This is a genomic window from Streptomyces sp. BL1, assembly GCF_057628045.1.
Map to the genome: position 1 here is coordinate 1,202,435 of NZ_JBXYWZ010000002.1, position 16,717 is coordinate 1,219,151.

The 16,717-nt window shown below is 71.7% G+C and carries 11 protein-coding genes; 5 read left to right on the top strand and 6 right to left on the bottom strand.

What is annotated here, in order from left to right; translation table 11 throughout:
* The first annotated feature begins 38 nt into the window (after positions 1 to 38).
* Both AC3AGO_RS05495 and AC3AGO_RS05500 read left to right on the top strand, forming a co-directional pair.
* A complete protein-coding gene (locus tag AC3AGO_RS05495; protein WP_487818975.1) occupies positions 39 to 536 on the top strand; it encodes a DUF6643 family protein in 498 nt (165 codons plus the stop codon).
* A gap of 80 nt (positions 537 to 616) precedes the next feature.
* A complete protein-coding gene (locus tag AC3AGO_RS05500) occupies positions 617 to 1,444 on the top strand; it encodes an MOSC domain-containing protein (protein ID WP_487818976.1) in 828 nt (275 codons plus the stop codon).
* Positions 1,445 to 1,499: 55 nt separating this feature from the next.
* Here AC3AGO_RS05500 and AC3AGO_RS05505 read toward each other — a convergent pair whose 3' ends face one another.
* The 3 genes from AC3AGO_RS05505 to AC3AGO_RS05515 all read right to left on the bottom strand — a co-directional run bounded on the left by AC3AGO_RS05505 (position 1,500) and on the right by AC3AGO_RS05515 (position 4,836).
* On the bottom strand, positions 1,500 to 1,901 hold the full coding sequence (locus AC3AGO_RS05505) for a DUF779 domain-containing protein (RefSeq protein ID WP_487818977.1): 402 nt from the start codon (positions 1,899 to 1,901) through the stop codon (positions 1,500 to 1,502).
* The gene (gene exaC / locus AC3AGO_RS05510; protein ID WP_487818978.1) at positions 1,901 to 3,424 is read right to left on the bottom strand and encodes an acetaldehyde dehydrogenase ExaC; all 1,524 of its coding nucleotides are present in this window, start codon (positions 3,422 to 3,424) and stop codon (positions 1,901 to 1,903) included. Before exaC ends, AC3AGO_RS05505 begins: the two co-directional genes overlap by 1 nt.
* Positions 3,425 to 3,492: 68 nt before the next feature.
* Positions 3,493 to 4,836, bottom strand: a complete 1,344-nt coding sequence (locus AC3AGO_RS05515) for a helix-turn-helix domain-containing protein (protein ID WP_487818979.1) — start codon at positions 4,834 to 4,836, stop codon at positions 3,493 to 3,495.
* An 85-nt stretch (positions 4,837 to 4,921) separates the two neighbouring features.
* On the opposite strand from AC3AGO_RS05515, the gene AC3AGO_RS05520 reads away from it, so the two are divergent.
* Positions 4,922 to 7,309: a phosphoketolase family protein gene (locus AC3AGO_RS05520; protein ID WP_487818980.1), complete on the top strand. Its 2,388-nt coding sequence runs from the start codon at positions 4,922 to 4,924 to the stop codon at positions 7,307 to 7,309.
* Positions 7,310 to 7,351: 42 nt separating this feature from the next.
* Here the strand turns inward: AC3AGO_RS05520 and AC3AGO_RS05525 are convergent, their stop codons facing one another.
* Positions 7,352 to 8,746: a family 2B encapsulin nanocompartment shell protein gene (locus AC3AGO_RS05525; protein ID WP_487818981.1), complete on the bottom strand. Its 1,395-nt coding sequence runs from the start codon at positions 8,744 to 8,746 to the stop codon at positions 7,352 to 7,354.
* 90 nt (positions 8,747 to 8,836) lie between these two features.
* Positions 8,837 to 10,252 (bottom strand): family 2B encapsulin nanocompartment shell protein, encoded by a 1,416-nt coding sequence (locus AC3AGO_RS05530; protein ID WP_487818982.1) that lies wholly within the window; start codon positions 10,250 to 10,252, stop codon positions 8,837 to 8,839.
* Positions 10,253 to 10,742: 490 nt separating this feature from the next.
* Here AC3AGO_RS05530 and AC3AGO_RS05535 point away from each other — a divergent pair, with 490 nt between their 5' ends.
* Both AC3AGO_RS05535 and AC3AGO_RS05540 read left to right on the top strand, forming a co-directional pair.
* Positions 10,743 to 11,345: an Rv1733c family protein gene (locus tag AC3AGO_RS05535; protein ID WP_487818983.1), complete on the top strand. Its 603-nt coding sequence runs from the start codon at positions 10,743 to 10,745 to the stop codon at positions 11,343 to 11,345.
* Positions 11,346 to 11,493: 148 nt separating this feature from the next.
* Positions 11,494 to 13,959: a right-handed parallel beta-helix repeat-containing protein gene (locus tag AC3AGO_RS05540; protein ID WP_487818984.1), complete on the top strand. Its 2,466-nt coding sequence runs from the start codon at positions 11,494 to 11,496 to the stop codon at positions 13,957 to 13,959.
* Here AC3AGO_RS05540 and AC3AGO_RS05545 read toward each other — a convergent pair.
* Positions 13,929 to 16,550, bottom strand: coding sequence for a hypothetical protein (locus tag AC3AGO_RS05545; protein ID WP_487818985.1), 2,622 nt, complete (start codon positions 16,548 to 16,550; stop codon positions 13,929 to 13,931). The two genes, AC3AGO_RS05540 and AC3AGO_RS05545, sit on opposite strands and share 31 nt — an antisense overlap.
* Positions 16,551 to 16,717 lie beyond the last annotated feature (167 nt).

The following is a 16,717-nucleotide window of genomic DNA, read 5'->3' on the forward strand; positions in this document are numbered from 1 at the left end:
GCTCCCCAACGGCCACATTTTGGGCTTAACTTATGGACATGACCTCCCCCCGCAGTAGCTACGGCGGCGGCTACTACACAGCACCGCACTACCCCGACACACCGATCTACGACATGCTCGTCGCCGAGCGGGGCACGCCGCAGATCGCTCCCATCCGGGTCCCGGCCGAATACCAGCCGACCGGGTCCAACTTGCCCGCGCTGCCCGCCCTTCCGTCGGGCAACGGCCAGCAGAACCAGGGGCCTCCGCACGGTTACGCGGCGCCGAACGCGGGACCCGGCGGGTACATGCCCGCGCCGCAGGCCCCGCAGCCGGCACCGCTCCAGCAGGCGCCGCAGCCGTACATCCCGCAGCAGGCGGCACCGCAGCGCTATCCGGATCCGCGGCAGTACCCGCAGCAGCAACAGCCCCAGCAGCAGCCGCAGATGCAGCCGGTCGCGCCCCGGCCCGCCGCCCCGCGGCCCGCACCTCTGCGCCCCGGTCCGGGGTACGAGGATCCGTACGGCGGCCACCAGTACCCCGGCAGGGGGTACTGAAGCACCGGAGGCGAACGGGGGCGGAGCGTGCAGGGGGAACGGCAGCGCCAACTGTCGGTACGGGGTGACAGGATGACCGTATGACGACTCCGAAGCTGGCAGCCCTGCACGTCTATCCGGTGAAGGCACTGGGCGGCACCGCCCCTGCCGAGGCCGGGGTCGAGCCATGGGGACTGGCAGCGGACCGGCGCTGGCTGCTGGCGGATCCGGACGGCGCGCAGCTGACACAGCGCGAGCAGCCGAAGCTCGCGCCGGCCTCGGCCGAGCCGCTGCCCGGCGGGGGGATCCGGGTGGCGGCGCCCGGCAGGGAGCCGCTGGAGGTCACCGTCCCCGGTGCGGACCGGGGCACGGTCACCGTCGGAGTGTGGCGCGACAAGGTGGAGGCGGTGCCCGCTGCGGACGCGGCGAGCGCCTGGTTCTCGGAGTATCTCGGCACCGATGTGCGGCTGGTCCACATGGACGCCCCGGAGCACCGGCGCGGCATCAGCGCGGAGTACGCCCGGCCCGGCGAGACGGTGTCCTTCGCGGACGGCTTTCCGCTGCTGCTGACCACGGTCGCCTCGCTGAACGCGCTCAACTCCCTGATCGAGCAGGGCGATCACGCCGACGAGGGTCCGCTGCCGATGAACCGCTTCCGGCCCAGCGTCGTCATCGAGGGCACGGCGCCGTGGGCGGAGGACGACTGGCGGCGGGTGCGGATCGGCGAGGTGACCTTCCGGGTGGCCAAGCCGTGCGGCCGGTGCGTGGTGACCACCACCGACCAGATCTCGGCCGAGCGGGGCAAGGAACCGCTGCGCACCCTCGCCCGCCACCGTCGCTTCGGGGATCAGCTGGTGTTCGGCCAGAATCTGATCCCGGAGCATACGGGCAGGGTGCGCAGCGGAGACTCTTTCGAGGTGCTGGACTAGCCGGCAGCCCGGCCTGCGGGCACCGGCCGCGGGGCCGGTGCCGCGCCTGCCCCGGCTAGTTCTCCATCAGCCTCGACCGGATCAGGAAGCGCACGCCCTCCGGCGCCTCCAGCGAGAAGCCGCTGCCGCGGCCCGGCACCACGTCCACCGTCAGATGGGTGTGGCTCCAGTAGCCGAACTGGCTCGACGACATCCAGAACGGCACGGGGTCCGCGACTCCTTCGACGGCCAGCTCGCCGAGCAGGATGTCGGAGGCGCCGGTGCGGAACTCGCCCAGCCCGTAGCACATCGGGGAGCTGCCGTCGCAGCAACCGCCGGACTGATGGAACATCAGCGGCCCGTGCTTGGCGGTCAGTTCGCGCAGCAGCTCCGCCGCGGCCTCGGTCAGCGCGACGCGTTCCGTCGTGCCGCCCGCGGCCGTGCCGCCGGCTGTCCCGCCGCTGTCCGCGCCGTCCATCAGAACAGCCCCAGCTTCTTCGGCGAGTAGCTCACCAGCAGGTTCTTGGTCTGCTGGTAGTGGTCGAGCATCATCTTGTGGTTCTCCCTGCCGATGCCCGACTGCTTGTAGCCGCCGAACGCCGCGTGCGCCGGGTAGGCGTGGTAGCAGTTCGTCCACACCCGGCCGGCCTGGATCGCGCGGCCCGCGCGGTAGGCGGTGCCGCTGTCCCGCGTCCACACGCCGGCACCCAGCCCGTACAGCGTGTCGTTGGCGGTGGTGATGGCGTCGTCGAAGTCGGTGAAGGAGGTCACCGAGACGACCGGGCCGAAGATCTCCTCCTGGAAGACCCGCATCTGGTTGCCGCCCTCGAGGATGGTGGGCTGCACGTAGTAGCCGCCCTCCAGCTCGCCGCCGAGCTCGGCGCGGGCACCGCCGGTGAGCGCCTTGGCGCCCTCCTGCCGGCCGATGTCCAGGTACGAAAGGATCTTCTCCAGCTGGTCGTTGGAGGCCTGCGCGCCGAGCATCGTGTCGGTGTCCAGCGGGTGCCCCTGCACGATCTGCCTGGTCCGCTCGATCCCGGCGTCCAGGAAGTCGCGGTAGTGCCCCTGCTGGATGAGGGCCCGCGAGGGGCAGGTGCACACTTCGCCCTGGTTGAGGGCGAACATGGTGAAGCCCTCCAGGGCCTTGTCGAAGAAGTCGTCGTTCCCGGCGGAGACGTCGTCGAAGAAGATGTTGGGGCTCTTCCCGCCGAGTTCCAGCGTGACGGGCTTCAGGTTCTCCGAGGCGTACTGCATGATCAGCCGGCCGGTGGTGGTCTCCCCGGTGAAGGCGACCTTCGCGACACGGGCGCTGCTGGCGAGCGGCTTGCCCGCCTCCGCGCCGAAGCCGTTGACGATGTTCACGACGCCGGGCGGCAGCAGGTCCGCGATCAGGCTCATCCAGTAGTGGACGGAGGCCGGGGTCTGCTCGGCCGGCTTCAGCACCACCGCGTTGCCGCCGGCCAGCGCGGGCGCGAGCTTCCAAGTGGCCATCAGGATGGGGAAGTTCCACGGGATGATCTGGGCGACGACGCCCAGCGGCTCGTGGAAGTGGTACGCGACGGTGTCCTCGTCGATCTCGGAGAGCGAGCCCTCCTGCGAGCGGATGGCACCGGCGAAGTACCGGAAGTGGTCGATCGCGAGGGGGATGTCGGCGGCGAGCGCCTCACGTACCGGCTTGCCGTTCTCCCAGCTCTCGGCGACCGCGAGCTTCTCGAGGTTCTCCTCCATCCGGTCCGCGATGCGGTTGAGCACCTGGGCGCGTTCGGCGGCGGACGTACGGCCCCAGGCGGGGGCGGCCTCGTGCGCCGCGTCGATGGCGCGTTCCACGTCCTCGGCGGTGCCGCGGGCGATCTCGGTGAAGGTCTGCCCGTTCACCGGACTGGGGTTCTCGAAGTAGCCGCCCTGCTTGGGGGCGACATAGGTGCCGCCGATCCAGTGGTCGTAGCGCGACTGGTAGTTCATGACAGCGCCGGAGGTTCCGGGTGCGGCGTAGCGGCTCATCTTGTGTGGCCTCCCCTGACTCAGGTGCCCGCCTGCCCGTAAGGCGGGCCAGGACTGCGAAAGGGACGCTAGACGCGGGAACGTTGCGGATACGTTGCGGAGCGTGTTGCCGCCCCGCCGTCTCCCGCGTGCGGCCTCCCATGGTGCACCGGCAGCCCGTAGGCGCGGCGCAGCCGGTCGACGCGGGCCACCAGCGTGCCGCGCAGCGGATCGTTGCCCGGGCGCGCCTCGAGCAGCGCCTCCCAGACTTCCAGGTCGTCCTCTCCCCACGGGGTGCGCACCCAGCGCTCCAGCAGCGCCGGGTCGCGGCGCGCCAGCAGCCTGCGGCGCATCCGGTCCTCCAGCAGCCTGCGCAGCCGGATCACGCCCGGCGCCTCCGAGCAGGGCAGCAGCGGCCCCCGGTAGGCGGCGACGGCGGTGTCCAGGTCGGAGGCGGCGAGGGCCTCGTTGACGGTGTCGGCGTCGCTGGCCATCCGCTGCCGCAGCCGGTACGGGCGGGATTCCAGCGCGGGGCCCAACAGCTGCCGCAGCCGGGACAGTTCGGCCCGCAGGGTGACCGGTGTGACGTCCCGTTCGCCGTACAGTTCACAGCTGAGCCGCTCACCGGTGAAGCCCTCCGGGTGGGCGGCGAGCAGCAGCAGGATCTCGCTGTGCCGGCGGCCGAGACGCAGCGGCGGCCCGTCGCCGGTGTGCAGCACGGCCTCGTCCCTGCCGAGCACCTCCAGGACGTACGCGCTGTCGTCCCGCTGTCCGGTGAGCAGCTCGGCGAGCTGTCCCTCCGCTGCCCGCGCCGTGGCCTGCACGAGCGCGAGGCTCTGCGGTGCGGCTAGGTGGTCACCGCCGGTGATGTCGACGGCGCCGATGACGCGGTGGGTGCGCGGGTCGTGCAGCGGCGCGGCGGCGCACGTCCAGGACTGGACGGTACGGCTGTAGTGCTCTGCGGCGAAGATCTGCACCGCGTGGTCGACGGCGAGGGCGGTGCCGGGCGCGTTGGTGCCCGCCTGCCATTCGGCCCACCGGGCGCCGGGCACGAAGTTCATCCCCTCGGCGCGGCGCAGGACTTGGGGGTGCCCCTCGACCCACAGCAGCCGGCCGTGCTCGTCGCACACGGACAGCAGGTGGGCGCCGTCCTCCGCGATGGTGCCCAGCAGGTCGCGGACCAGCGGCATCACCCGGGCCAGCGGATGACCGTCGCGCCAGTCGGCGAGGTCGGCGTCGGCGAGATCCACACTGGCGCACCAGTCCGGCTGGACGGCGGCGCCCGCGGAACGCCGCCAGGAGTCGGCGACCACGTTCCGTACGGGCGACCCGATGGGCTGCCCAGCGAGGAACTCCTCGTGCGCGCGGCGCAGTTCGCCGGCCCGCACACCCGGGTCGGCGCCCGCTTCGAGGGCGAGCCATGGATTCAGCACACCGTCATCGTGCCCCTCACGTCGCCGGGGGACAACGCTCGGCGCACGGGTGTCGGCTCCCGGTCGGCCTGGTACCCGTCGCCGCATGCGGAACCCGACGCGCACCACTCTCACCGACGACGAGACACAGCAGCTCGACGCCCACTGGCGGGCGCTGAACTACCTGGCAGCCTGCCAGCTGTATCTCCAGGACAACCCGCTGCTGAGCGAGCCGCTGCGGCCGGAGCACATCAAACCCCGGCTGCTCGGCCACTGGGGCACCTGCCCGGGACTCGCCCTGGTGTACACACATCTGAACCGGCTCATCCGGAACCGCGACCGGGACGCGCTGTGCGTATGGGGGCCGGGGCACGGCGCGCCGGCCGTGCTGGCCGGCGCCTGGCTGGAGGGCACCTACGGGGAGCTCAACCCGGACGCGCCGCGGGACACCGACGGCATGCTGCGGCTGTTCCGCGACTTCTCCCAGCCGGGAGGGCTGCCCAGCCACACGGCGCCCGAGGTGCCGGGGTCCATCCAGGAGGGCGGCGAACTGGGCTACTCCCTCGCGCACGCCTACGGTGCCGCCTTCGACAACCCGGACCTGCTGGTGTGCGCGGTGGTCGGCGACGGCGAGGCGGAGACCGGACCGCTCGCGGCCTCCTGGCACTCCGACAAGTTCCTCGACCCCGTGCACGACGGCGCGGTGCTGCCCGTACTGCAGCTGAACGGCTACAAGATCGCCAACCCGACGGTGCTGTCCCGGCTGCCGGAGGACGAACTGGACGCCCTGCTGCGGGGGTACGGCCACGACCCCCTGTACGTCACCGCGACGCCGGACAGCGACCCGGCGGACGTGCACAGGGCGATGGCGGCGGCCGTCGACACGGCGGCCGACCGGATCGAGCTCCACCAGGACGAGGCCCGCACACAGTCGCGCACCGGGCGGCCCGCATGGCCGATGATCGTGCTGCGTACGCCCAAGGGCTGGACGGGCCCGTCCGAGTGGGACGGCAAGCCGGTCGAGAACACCTGGCGCGCCCATCAGATCCCGCTCTCCGGCGTACGTGAGGATCCGGACCGGCTGCGCGAACTGGAGCACTGGCTGCGGTCGTACGCGCCGAAGGAACTGTTCGACGACGGCGGCCGGCCCCTGGAAGAGGTGCTGGCGTGCGTACCGGAGGGCGAGCGCCGGCTCGGCGCGAACCCGCACGCGAACGCCGGGCGCCTGGTGCGCGAACTGCCGCTGCCCGCGCTGGAGCCGCACGCCGTCCCGGTGGAGCGGCACGGACAGGACTCCCACGAGCCGACGCGCGCCCTCGGCGGACTGCTGGGCGAGCTGCTGACCGGCACCGAAGACCGGCGTGACTTCCGGCTGTTCGGCCCCGACGAGACGGACTCCAACCATCTCCAGGACGCCTACGGCGGATCGCCCCGCGGCTGGCAGGACGAACTGCTGCCCACCGACGAGAACCTCGGCCGGCACGGCCGCGTACTGGAGGTGCTCTCGGAACACCTGTGCCAGGGCTGGCTGGAGGGCTACGTACTCACCGGGCGGCACGGCGTGTTCGGTACGTACGAGGCGTTCGCGCAGCTCGTGGACAGCATGGCGGCCCAGCACATCAAATGGCTGGACAGCGCCCGCGAGGTGCCGTGGCGGCGCCCCGTCGCCTCGCTCAACTACCTGCTCACGTCGCATGCCTGGCGGCAGGACCACAACGGCTTCTCGCACCAGGACCCCGGATTCATCGACCATGTGCTCAACAAGAGCCCCGAAGTCGTACGGGTCTACCTGCCGCCGGACACCAACACCCTGCTGTGCGCGGCCGATCACGTGCTGCGCACCCGGGACCACGTCAACGTCGTGGTCGGCGGAAAGCACCCGTGCCCGGACTGGCTGAGCCTCCAGGAGGCACGCGAGCACTGCGCCCGGGGGCTCGGCGTGTGGGAGTGGGCGGGCACCGAGGAGCGCGGCCAGGGCCCTGACGCCGTGCTGGCCTGCGCGGGCGACGTGCCCACCCAGGAGACGATGGCCGCGGCGCAACTGCTGCGCGAGCACCTGCCGGAGCTGGCGGTACGCGTGGTCAACGTGGTCGACATGACCCGGCTGATGTCACCGTCCGCGCATCCGCACGGGCTGCCGGACGCGGAGTTCGACGCGGTCTTCACCCGTGACCGGCCCGTCGTCTTCGCCTACCACGGCTATCCGTGGCTGATCCACCGGCTCGCGTACCGGCGGGCGGTGCACGACACGCTCCACGTGCGCGGCTACCGCGAAATGGGCTCCACCACCACGCCGTTCGACATGGTGGTGCGCAACGACATGGACCGCTACCGGCTCGTCATGGACGTCATCGACCGCACGCCGGGACTGGCCGAACGGGCGGCCGGCCTCCGGCAGGCCATGGCCGATGTGCGCACCCGGCACCACTCGTGGATCCGGGAGCACGGCACAGACCTGCCGGAGGTCGCCGGCTGGCGGTGGGAGGAACGCTGAGCGCCCAGCCCTTCGAGGGCCGGATCTCCACGTCCTCCAGACCTAGATCTCCACGTCCTCCAAGATGCCGAGCGCGTCCGGCACCAGCACGGCGGCGGAGAAGTAGGTGCTGACCAGGTAGGAGATCAGCGCCTTCTCGTCGATGCCCATGAAGCGGACGTTCAGGCCCGGTTCGAGCTCGTCCGGGATGCCGGTCTGGCGCAGCCCGATGACGCCCTGGTCCTCCATGCCGGTCCGCATGGCCAGGATGCTGCTGGTGTTGTTCTCAGTGATCGGGATCTTGTTGCAGGGCAGCAGCGGGATACCGCGCCAGGTGCGCACCCGGCTGCCTTCCAGCTCCCCCTCGGGGGGGTAGATGCCTCGCGCGTTGCACTCCCGCCCGATGGCGGCGATCGTGCGCGGATGCGCCAGCAGGTAACGGGTCTTGCGCCGCCGGGAGATCAGCTCGTCCAGGTCGTCGGGCGTGGGCGGGCCGGTCCTGGTGTGGAAGCGCTGTTTGAGGTCGGCGTTGTGCAGCAGGCCGAACTCGCGGTTGTTGACGATCTCGTGCTCCTGCCGCTCCCGCAGGGCCTCGACGGTCAGCCGCAGCTGCTCCTCGGTCTGGTTCATCGGGTCGTTGTAGAGGTCGGCCACACGCGAGTGCACCCGCAGCACCGTCTGAGCGACACTCAGCTCGTACTCCCGCGGGGAGAGTTCGTAGTCGACGAAGGTGCCCTGGAGCATCGGCTCGCCGCTGTGTCCCGAGGCGAGGGCGATGTCGGCCTCGCCGCGCTTGTTCTGCGAGGGGACGGAGCGGGAGAGGAAGCTCTCCAGATGTTCGCGCAGGGGCGCCGAGCGGTCCGCGACCTCCCGGAACGCGGAGGCCGGCAGGGCCAGCAGGGTGCACCGGGTCACGGCCCGGAGGGTCACCTCCCACTCGCCGGGCTCCGGCGTGAGGGCCTGGCTGCCGGCGTGGTCGCCGTCGGCGAGGACGCCGAAGTCGGCCTCCTCGTCGTACCGCCCGGGACCCGTCTTGCTGAGCTTGCCGTGCGCGACCAGCAGGAGTTCGTCGGCGGGCGCGCCGCGCGAGACGACGGACTCCCCCGCCGCGTACTCGCGCTGCTCGAAGCGCCCGGCGAGCTCCGAGAGGGCCGCCTGGTCCTCCAGGCCGCGCAGCAGCGGGATTTCGCGCAGCTCGGCGGGGATGACGCTGACGTCGGCGCCGGTGGAGACGAATTCGATCCGGCCGTCGCCGAGGGTGTGGGTGAGCCGCCGGTTGACGCGGAAGGTGCCGCCGGTGGTCTCCGTCCAGGGCAGGACGCGCAGCAGCCACCGCGTGGAGATGCCCTGCATCTGCGGCGGCGTCTTGGTGGTCGTGGTGAGCTGCCGTGCGGCGCCCGTGGTCAGGCTCAGGGGCTCCGCGTCGTCCTGCGGACCGGCCATCGGTTCGGTGGTCATCGGAAGTTGGCCTTTCCTTTCGCTACTGAGCAGATTTTCGCCGCTGAGCAGATTTCGCTACTGGGTGGAAGTTCACTGCCGAGCAGTCATTCAGCGCTGACCGGTCTCGACGTCCTCGAGAATTCCGAGGGCATCCGGAACGAGGACGGCCGTTGAGTAATAGGCGCTCACCAGATAAGAGATGATGGCCTGTTCGTTGATTCCCATGAAGCGCACGGAGACACCGGGCTGGATTTCGTCGGGAATTCCCGTCTGGTGCAGCCCGACCACGCCCCTGTCCTTCTCCCCCGTCCGCATCGCGAGCACCGAACTGGTGCCGTCGGGCCGCACCGGGATCTTGTCGCAGGGCAGGATCGGCACCCCGCGCCACGCCGGGACCGAGTGCCCCTCGATGTCGGTGCTCTGCGGGTAGAGCCCGCGGGCCGTGGAGGCCCGGCCGATGGCGGCGATCGCCCGCGGATGGGCGAGGATGACGCTCGGCTCCTTCCATACGGTGGCGAGGAGTTCATCCAGGTCGTCGGGGGTGGGCGGGCCCGTCCTGCTGTGCACGCGCTGTTTCGGCACGGCATTGTGCAGCAGGCCGAATTCGCGGTTGTTGACCATCTCGTGCTCCTGCCGCTCCCGCAGGGCCTCGACGGTCAGCCGCAGCTGCTCCTCGGTCTGGTTCATCGGCTGGTTGTACAGATCGGCCACGCGCGAATGAATCCGCAGCACGGTCTGCGCCACGCTCAACTCGTATTCGCGCGGTGCGAGTTCATAGTCGACAAATGTGCTCTGCAGGGTCGGCTCGCCCGCGTGTCCCGAGGTGAGGCCGATCTCGCGCTCGCCGTCCGTGGTGTGCTGCGCCGTCCCGCTCGGCGGCGACTCCAGGTGGCCGCGCAGGCTCTCCGAACGCGCCGAGACCGCTTCCAGGTCCTGCCGGGACAGGGTCAGTACGGTGCCGCTGGTGAGCGAGGTGAGGGTGAAGTCCCAGACCGACGCGTCGCCGGTCAGCCGGTCGGCACCCACGTGCTCGCCGTCGGCGAGCACACCGAGGTCGGCCTCCTCGTCGTACCGCCCCGGGCCGGTCTTGCGCAGTTTGCCGTGCGCGACGAGCACCAGCCGGTCGGCCGGGGCGCCGGCCTCGACCACGGTCTCGCCGGGGCCGAAGTCGCGCTGCTCGCACCGGTCCGCGAGCTCCTGCAGCACCTCCTGGTCGCGATAGCCCTTCAGCGGCTGAACCTCCGTCAGCTCCAGAGGGATCACCCGCACGTCGGATCCTGTGGTCACGAACTCCACCCGGCCGTCGCCGAGTTGGTACGACAGCCGCCGGTTCACGCGGAAGGTGCCCCCCGGCACCTCCACCCACGGCAGGACGCGCAGCAGCCAGCGGGAGGTGATCCCCTGCATCTGCGGCGGCGTCTTGGTCGTGGTCGTCAGATTCCGCGCGGCGGCGGTGCCGAGGCTCAGGAGCGCCTGTTCCTCCTGGGCCCCGTCACCGGAATTCGGATCCGTCGCAGTCGTCATGGATACCGCCCATCATTCAATCTCCGTGCAGCCGCGGGGAATTCGCGGACACCGCGACCGAAGTTATCCGGCCGTTACGATCAACGGCAATCACACAAAAGAGTCCCCGGTCGGGGGATTGCGCGGCGCACTGCCGGGTAACCCGCGCCATCGGCGCTGCTTTCACCCGGAATCCACCACACACGGTGATCACGGGCCCGCTCCTCTCACCCTGTGTGAGGCCCACCTCGTGCAGTGCGCGGGGGGAGCGCACAGGAAGCACGGGCGCACGGCTGGAGCACGTACCCCCGGCGCCGTAGCGCGGGTGGACGGCGCGTAAAGTCGACGTGTCACGCGGGGGGAACCACGGGCGGAACAGCGGCTGTTGGCCAAGTTGACCGTGTTGGTCATGTTGGTCACGGCCGGGTGATTTTGCTCTCTTGGCGCCCCGCGCGCGCATGTACCGCGATGATCGAGGTACTGACGGACGGGGAGAAGGGGGTGAGTACCCGTGCGTTCGATCGTCGGATTGTGGCGCTGGCGCGACAACCCGCTCTGCCGCCGCACCGATCGCAGCGAAGCATGGCTCGCACTGTGCGTCGCGCTGCTGATAGCCGTGGGCGCTCCGCTCGCCGGCTGGTTCGGCGGTACCGCGGCGTACGAAACGCTGCAGCGGACCGCGGCCCGTCAGCAGCAGGACCGGGTGCAGGTGTGGGCCAGCGCTCAAGGAGTCGTCAACCGTCCGCCGGTGGACAGGGATCCCGAGTCGGCAGCACATCCCGAAGGACGCCGCCAGATCGTCGCGCAGTGGACGGGACCGGACGGCAGCAGCCATTCGGGACCCGTCGAAGCCGTCCGCAGTGTGCAGCCGGGCGACCATTTCCGGCTGTGGACCGACAGCCGCGGAGAGGTCACCACACGTCCCATGACGGAGCAGGCGGCGTCCTCGCACGCGCTGCTCGCGGGACTGGCCTTCGGCGCCGGCGCGGTCGGACTGCTGGAGGCCGGACGCCGGATCGCGGTGCAGCGGACGTTGCGCCGCCGGTACGCGCGCTGGGACGCGGAATGGCAGCGCATCGGCCCGGACTGGGGACGCACCGGCACCAGCAACTAGCCGTGCCCGTACGCCGGTACGGGTCCCGTACCGGCCCGGTACACCGGAAGTCCGCGTCAGACGGACCGCTCGCGCACGCTACGGTGGTGCATCCAGTCCGCGCGGCGACGCGCCTTTTCGTACGTACGAGGTTGGGGCACGACACTCCATGGCACAGGGCTCGGTCCAGGTGACGCACGCCGGCACGTCGCGGTGGCGGCGGCGCTCAGGTGAGTACGCCACCCTCACTGCCGCCCTGGCCGCCGCGACGGACGGCGACGTCCTCACCGTCGCGCCCGGCACCTACCGCGAGAACGTGGTCATCGACCGTACGGTCACCGTGCGCGGCCCCGAGCGCGCGGCCGCGGGTTCGGTGCGCATCGCGCCCGCCGACGGCGTCGCACTGACCGTGCGCGCCTCCGTGCTGGTGGAGGATCTGCAACTGGAGGGCCAGGACGCGGCCTCCCCCGCCGTCCTGGTCGAGGACTGCGCTCCGGAGCTCAACGGGCTGCGGGTGATGACCCGTTCGGCCGCCGGCATCGAGGTGCGCGGGGGCGCGCGCCCCACGGTGCGCCGCTGCGTGGTCGACAATCCGGCGGGCATCGGCATCAGCGTGACCGGCGCCGCGGGCGGCGTCTACGAGGAGTGCGAGGTCGTGTCGGCCGGCCAGTCGGGCATCGCCATACGCGACGGCGCGCACCCCCGCCTGGAGCGCTGCCGGGTGCACCACGCCTCCGACGCGGGGCTGTCCGTGCACGGGGAGGGCAGCGCGGTGGAGGCGCTGGGCTGTGAGGTGTACGAGATCCGCGGCAGCGGCGTACGTGTCACGGCCCGCGCCGGCGGCCAGTTGACCGGCTGTCAGGTGCACAGGACCTCGGCCGACGGCATCACCCTCGACACCGACGCGGTGCTCACGCTCGCCGACTGCGACATCCACAGCATCCCGGAGAACGCGGTCGATCTGCGCTCGCGCGCCGTGCTCACGCTGACCCGCTCGACTGTGCGCAAGTTCGGGCGCAACGGGCTGTCGGTGTGGGACCCGGGCACCCGCGTGGACGCCAACGGCTGTGAGATCCAGGAGAGTACGGGCGACTATCCTGCGGTCTGGGTGAGCGACGGTGCGACAGCCGTGCTGGAGTCCTGCCGCGTGCACAGCGTTCCCGACGCACTGTTCGTCCTCGACCGCGGCTCCCGCGCCGACGTGGTCGACACCGACCTGTCACAGGTGCGCGGCACCGCCGTCTCGGTCAGCGACGGCGCGACCGTCCAGCTGGACGACTGCCGCATCAGGGAAGTGGCCACCGGCGCGTGGTTCCGCGACCACGGAACGGGCGGCACTCTCGCCAACTGCACGGTGGACGGCGCCGCGACGGGCTTCATCGTCACCAAGGGCGCCGACCCCACCATCGAACGGTGCACCGTCAGCTCCCCGGAGGAGGCGGGCTTCTACGTGTCGGCGGAGGGCCGGGGCACGTTCCACGGCTGCCGGGTGACCGGCTCCCGCGGATACGGCTTCCATGTCATCGACGGCTGCCGTACGACGCTCCGGCGCTGCCGTACGGAGCGCTGCGCACGGGGCGGATTCGAGTTCGCGGAGGACGGTCCGCTCGTGGAGGACTGCACCAGCGACCAGAGCGCCGCCGTACCGCAGCCCGCGGCCCCCTCCCCCGCTCCGGCCGCGCCCGCCGCGGGGAGCAGCCCCGCTCCGGGGACGGCCGGTCTGCTCACCGCGCAGGCGTCCGTACCCGTACCGCAGCGGCCCGCTCTCGCGGGCCGGCCCGAACAGGCCGCGCTCGCACCCGCGGCGTCCGCCGCCGAAGAGGCCCGGCCCGCACACCAGGTCCTGAGTGAACTCGACACCCTGGTCGGCCTGGAGAGCGTCAAGAAGGAGGTCCGGGCGCTCACCGACATGATCGAGGTGGGCCGCAGGCGCCAGCAGGCGGGCCTCAAGGCCGCGTCGGCACGCCGCCATCTGGTCTTCACCGGCTCCCCCGGCACCGGAAAGACGACGGTGGCGCGGCTGTACGGAGAGGTCCTGCACTCCCTCGGGGTGCTGCAGCGCGGCCACTTGGTGGAGGTCTCCCGTGTCGATCTGGTCGGCGAGCACATCGGCTCCACGGCCATCCGCACCCAGGAGGCCTTCGACAAGGCGCGCGGCGGGCTGCTGTTCATCGACGAGGCGTACGCGCTCTCCCCGGAGGACTCCGGGCGGGACTTCGGCCGGGAGGCCATCGACACGCTGGTGAAGCTGATGGAGGACCACCGCGACGAAGTGGTCGTCATCGCCGCCGGCTACACGGCCGAGATGGAGCGCTTCCTGGCGGTCAACCCCGGTGTCGCGTCCCGCTTCTCACGCACCATCACCTTCGGCGACTACACCCCGGAGGAACTGCTGGAGATCGTCGGTCAGCAGGCGGAGGAGCACGAGTACCGCATCGGCGAGGGGGCGTCCGAAGCGCTGCTGAAGTTCTTCACCGCGCTGCCCAAGGGCCCCTCGTTCGGCAACGGCCGTGCCGCACGGCAGACGTTCGAGGCCATGGTGGAACGGCACGCGGGCCGGGTCGCGCAATTGCCCGACCCGGACACCGACGCGCTGACGCTGCTCTACCCGGAGGACCTCCCCGAGTCGGTCTGAGTGCCGGCCTGTTGGCCGTTCGCGCCGGACTGTGCGCTGTTCTGCGCAGCACCGTCCTGTGCGCCGGACTGCGTGCCGGACAGTGCGTCGCAGTCCTGCGTGCCGGTCCGTGTGTCACCGTCGTGCGTGCCGGACTGTGCCTGCGTACTGGACTGCCGCGGTACGCCGCCGAGGCCCCGCGTGCCGACCGGGCCGGGGCTGCGCGGCGGCAGGGCGCGCAGCCGGTCCAGCAGCCGGTCGCGTTCCTCGCAGAACGCGGGGTCGGCCTGGTAGTCGCTGTGCCCCAGGATCGGGGCGGGCAGCGGGTGTTCGAGCGTGCGGCCGTAGGCGAGCGGGTCGAGCAGCGGACCCCTGTCGACGCCGGGCCCCTTCTCGTCGGCCGTGCCGGACGCACCCTCCATACTCTGCGCACCGTCGAGGGCGTCTCCCGCGAGCCGTACGGGGCCGCCGATGGGGTCGGTGAGCCGCCACAGGTTGCGCCAGCATTCCAGTTCGCCGTGCAGATCGTGCAGTTGTTCCGGGCCGAAGTAGGCGGGGAACCAGCGTCCGTACAGCCGCTCCAGGGGCGATCCGTAGGTGAGCAGGGCGACCTGCTGGCGTGTCTGCGGGTCGAGCTGCCAGATGGCGGCGGCCGAGAGCACGCTGCCCTGCGAGTGCCCGGACAACACGAGGCGCCCGCCGGTCTGTTCGGTCCAGGTGGCGATCCGCCAGGCCAGGTCGGGCACGGCACGCTCGGCGTAGCAGGGCGGCGAGAACGGGTGCGCCGCGCGCGGCCAGAAGGTGCCCACGTCCCACAGGATGCCGATGGTGCGGCGGGCGGAGGGGTCCTTGTAGGCGCGGCGGCCCGAGGCGAGCATCAGCACGAAGCCGACCCCGATCAGCCAGGAACCCAGCGCCTGTACGGTCTCGGCGAACCCGTCGATCAGCGCCGGCAGGCCGTCGGCGGCCCTGCCGGGCACCTCTCCCGTCAGCCAGGTGCCGAGCACAGCGACACCGCCCAGCAGCAGGGTGGTCAGGGCGATGACACCCGCCAGCCAGGGTGCCGAGTCGGTGAACCCCGCGCGCGCGATGGTGGACGCGATCCGGCGGGTACGGCTGGGGTCCGGCAGCGTACCGGGGTAGCCGCGCTCGACGTCGTCGGCCAACTCCCGGCTGCGGCGCATCAGGTGCCAGGCGAAGGCGCACAGCAGCACGAGGAGCACGCCCAGCAGCACGGGGATGATGCTGGCCTGCCACGTCAGAATGGTGGGCGGTCCGTCGAGGAGCGCGCCGTCCGCTCCTGGTGTGCCGGGCCCGTCCAGCCAGTCGCCGACACGCTGCGCCACACCGCCCGACATGACGCCGCCCAGCGCGCAGGCGAGCATCGCCACCGCGGCGGAGCCCAGCCCGTGCAACGCGGTGCGGGGCACGGGCCGTTGGCGGTACAGCACGACGCCCAGCACGGCGAGCACGGCGACCAGCACGCCCTGCCCCGTGGCGAGCACGCCGAAGGTCTCGTCGCCGGGCAGTTCACCGCCGTGCGAGGCCCACCCGGGCCGGTCCCACAGGGCGTGCAGCGCGGCGAGCACCAGCACACCGGCGGCAGCCCCGGGCAGGGCGCGGACGGCCAACTTGTCGACGGCGTCGTCCGATTCGCTCTCCTTGCGGCCCCGCCGGCACACCACGTACAGCACACAGCAGGCGCCGGCGACGGTCAGGATCTCCACGCCCCAGCCGAACACGTCGAGGGCCGTACTGCCGCCCGGCTTGCGGTCGTTGCGGGTAGTGGCGGCCGCCAGCGCGGCGGCGACGGTGAGGAATCCGGCGGCGGTGTGCGCGGCCCGCAGCCGGGCCACCAGCCGCTTGCCGTACCAGAATCCGGGCAGCGACAGGGCGGGCCTGCGGGCTGCCGCGGCGTCGTCCTCGTCGACCGGCCGCTGCAGCGGCGGCTGCGACTCGTACGCGCTCCACGTGCGGTGCGAGAGCCACCACAGCAGCACGGTCAGCGCGGCGGGCAGCACCGCGGCGAGGGTGAGCCGGCGGCCCGGCTGGCTCCACCAGCCGCCGTGCCCCGCGGAGTCGGCGCCCATGAAGCCGAGCCAGCTGTGCTCGGCGACGCATCCGGTGTTCCCCGCGCACTGCCAGGCGACCAGGTCCAGGGCGACCTCGCAGCAGGCGGCCACCAGCAGCACGGTCAGACTGAGCGCGACCAGCCGTACGGCCACCCCGTGCGCCCGCACGAGGAGTTGACGCCCGTCGGCGGCGGGACGCATCCAGTGCGCCAGGTTGGCGACCATGAACGGCAGCAGGATCAGCCACAACGCGCGCGAGCCGTTGCCGGAGGTGAGGTTGCACCAGGAGTACGCCTCGGGGATGGGCTTGTCCCGGTAGTCCTGCGGCCGTTCCTCCGCGTCCACGTCCTCGGTGCGCCGGTACACGGCGGCGGTGTCGTCACCGGTGACGCGCTGCGGGAACGGGTCGTCGAGCATCTCGGCGGGTGTGGTGCCCCCGACGCCGTGCACGAGGAGTTCGAGGTTGAGCCCCGGCGGGAGTCCGGCTCCGGAGTCCGATTCCTGCGCGTGCGGTGCTGTGTGTACGTGTTCTTGCGGCATGCTGCTGCTCCCCCGGTGCCGGTCCAGCGATCGTTCCCAGCATCCCCGTTGGGGCGGCCCCGACGCATCCCGCGGCCCCCGATGCGCTGCGGATCGTGACGGACGGCACTGTCCGTGGCGCATGCGAGGATGAACACGACCTGCACGGGCCGCGAGAAAGGACGACA

Coding starts and splice junctions, on each gene's coding strand:
- AC3AGO_RS05495 (WP_487818975.1), top strand. CDS start 39: ATGACCTCCCCCCGCAGTAGCTACGGCGGCGGCTACTACACAGCACCG.
- AC3AGO_RS05530 (WP_487818982.1), bottom strand. CDS start 10,252: ATGACGACTGCGACGGATCCGAATTCCGGTGACGGGGCCCAGGAGGAA.
- AC3AGO_RS05540 (WP_487818984.1), top strand. CDS start 11,494: ATGGCACAGGGCTCGGTCCAGGTGACGCACGCCGGCACGTCGCGGTGG.
- AC3AGO_RS05505 (WP_487818977.1), bottom strand. CDS start 1,901: ATGGACGGCGCGGACAGCGGCGGGACAGCCGGCGGCACGGCCGCGGGC.
- AC3AGO_RS05520 (WP_487818980.1), top strand. CDS start 4,922: ATGCGGAACCCGACGCGCACCACTCTCACCGACGACGAGACACAGCAG.
- AC3AGO_RS05500 (WP_487818976.1), top strand. CDS start 617: ATGACGACTCCGAAGCTGGCAGCCCTGCACGTCTATCCGGTGAAGGCA.
- AC3AGO_RS05525 (WP_487818981.1), bottom strand. CDS start 8,746: ATGACCACCGAACCGATGGCCGGTCCGCAGGACGACGCGGAGCCCCTG.
- exaC (WP_487818978.1), bottom strand. CDS start 3,424: ATGAGCCGCTACGCCGCACCCGGAACCTCCGGCGCTGTCATGAACTAC.
- AC3AGO_RS05545 (WP_487818985.1), bottom strand. CDS start 16,550: ATGCCGCAAGAACACGTACACACAGCACCGCACGCGCAGGAATCGGAC.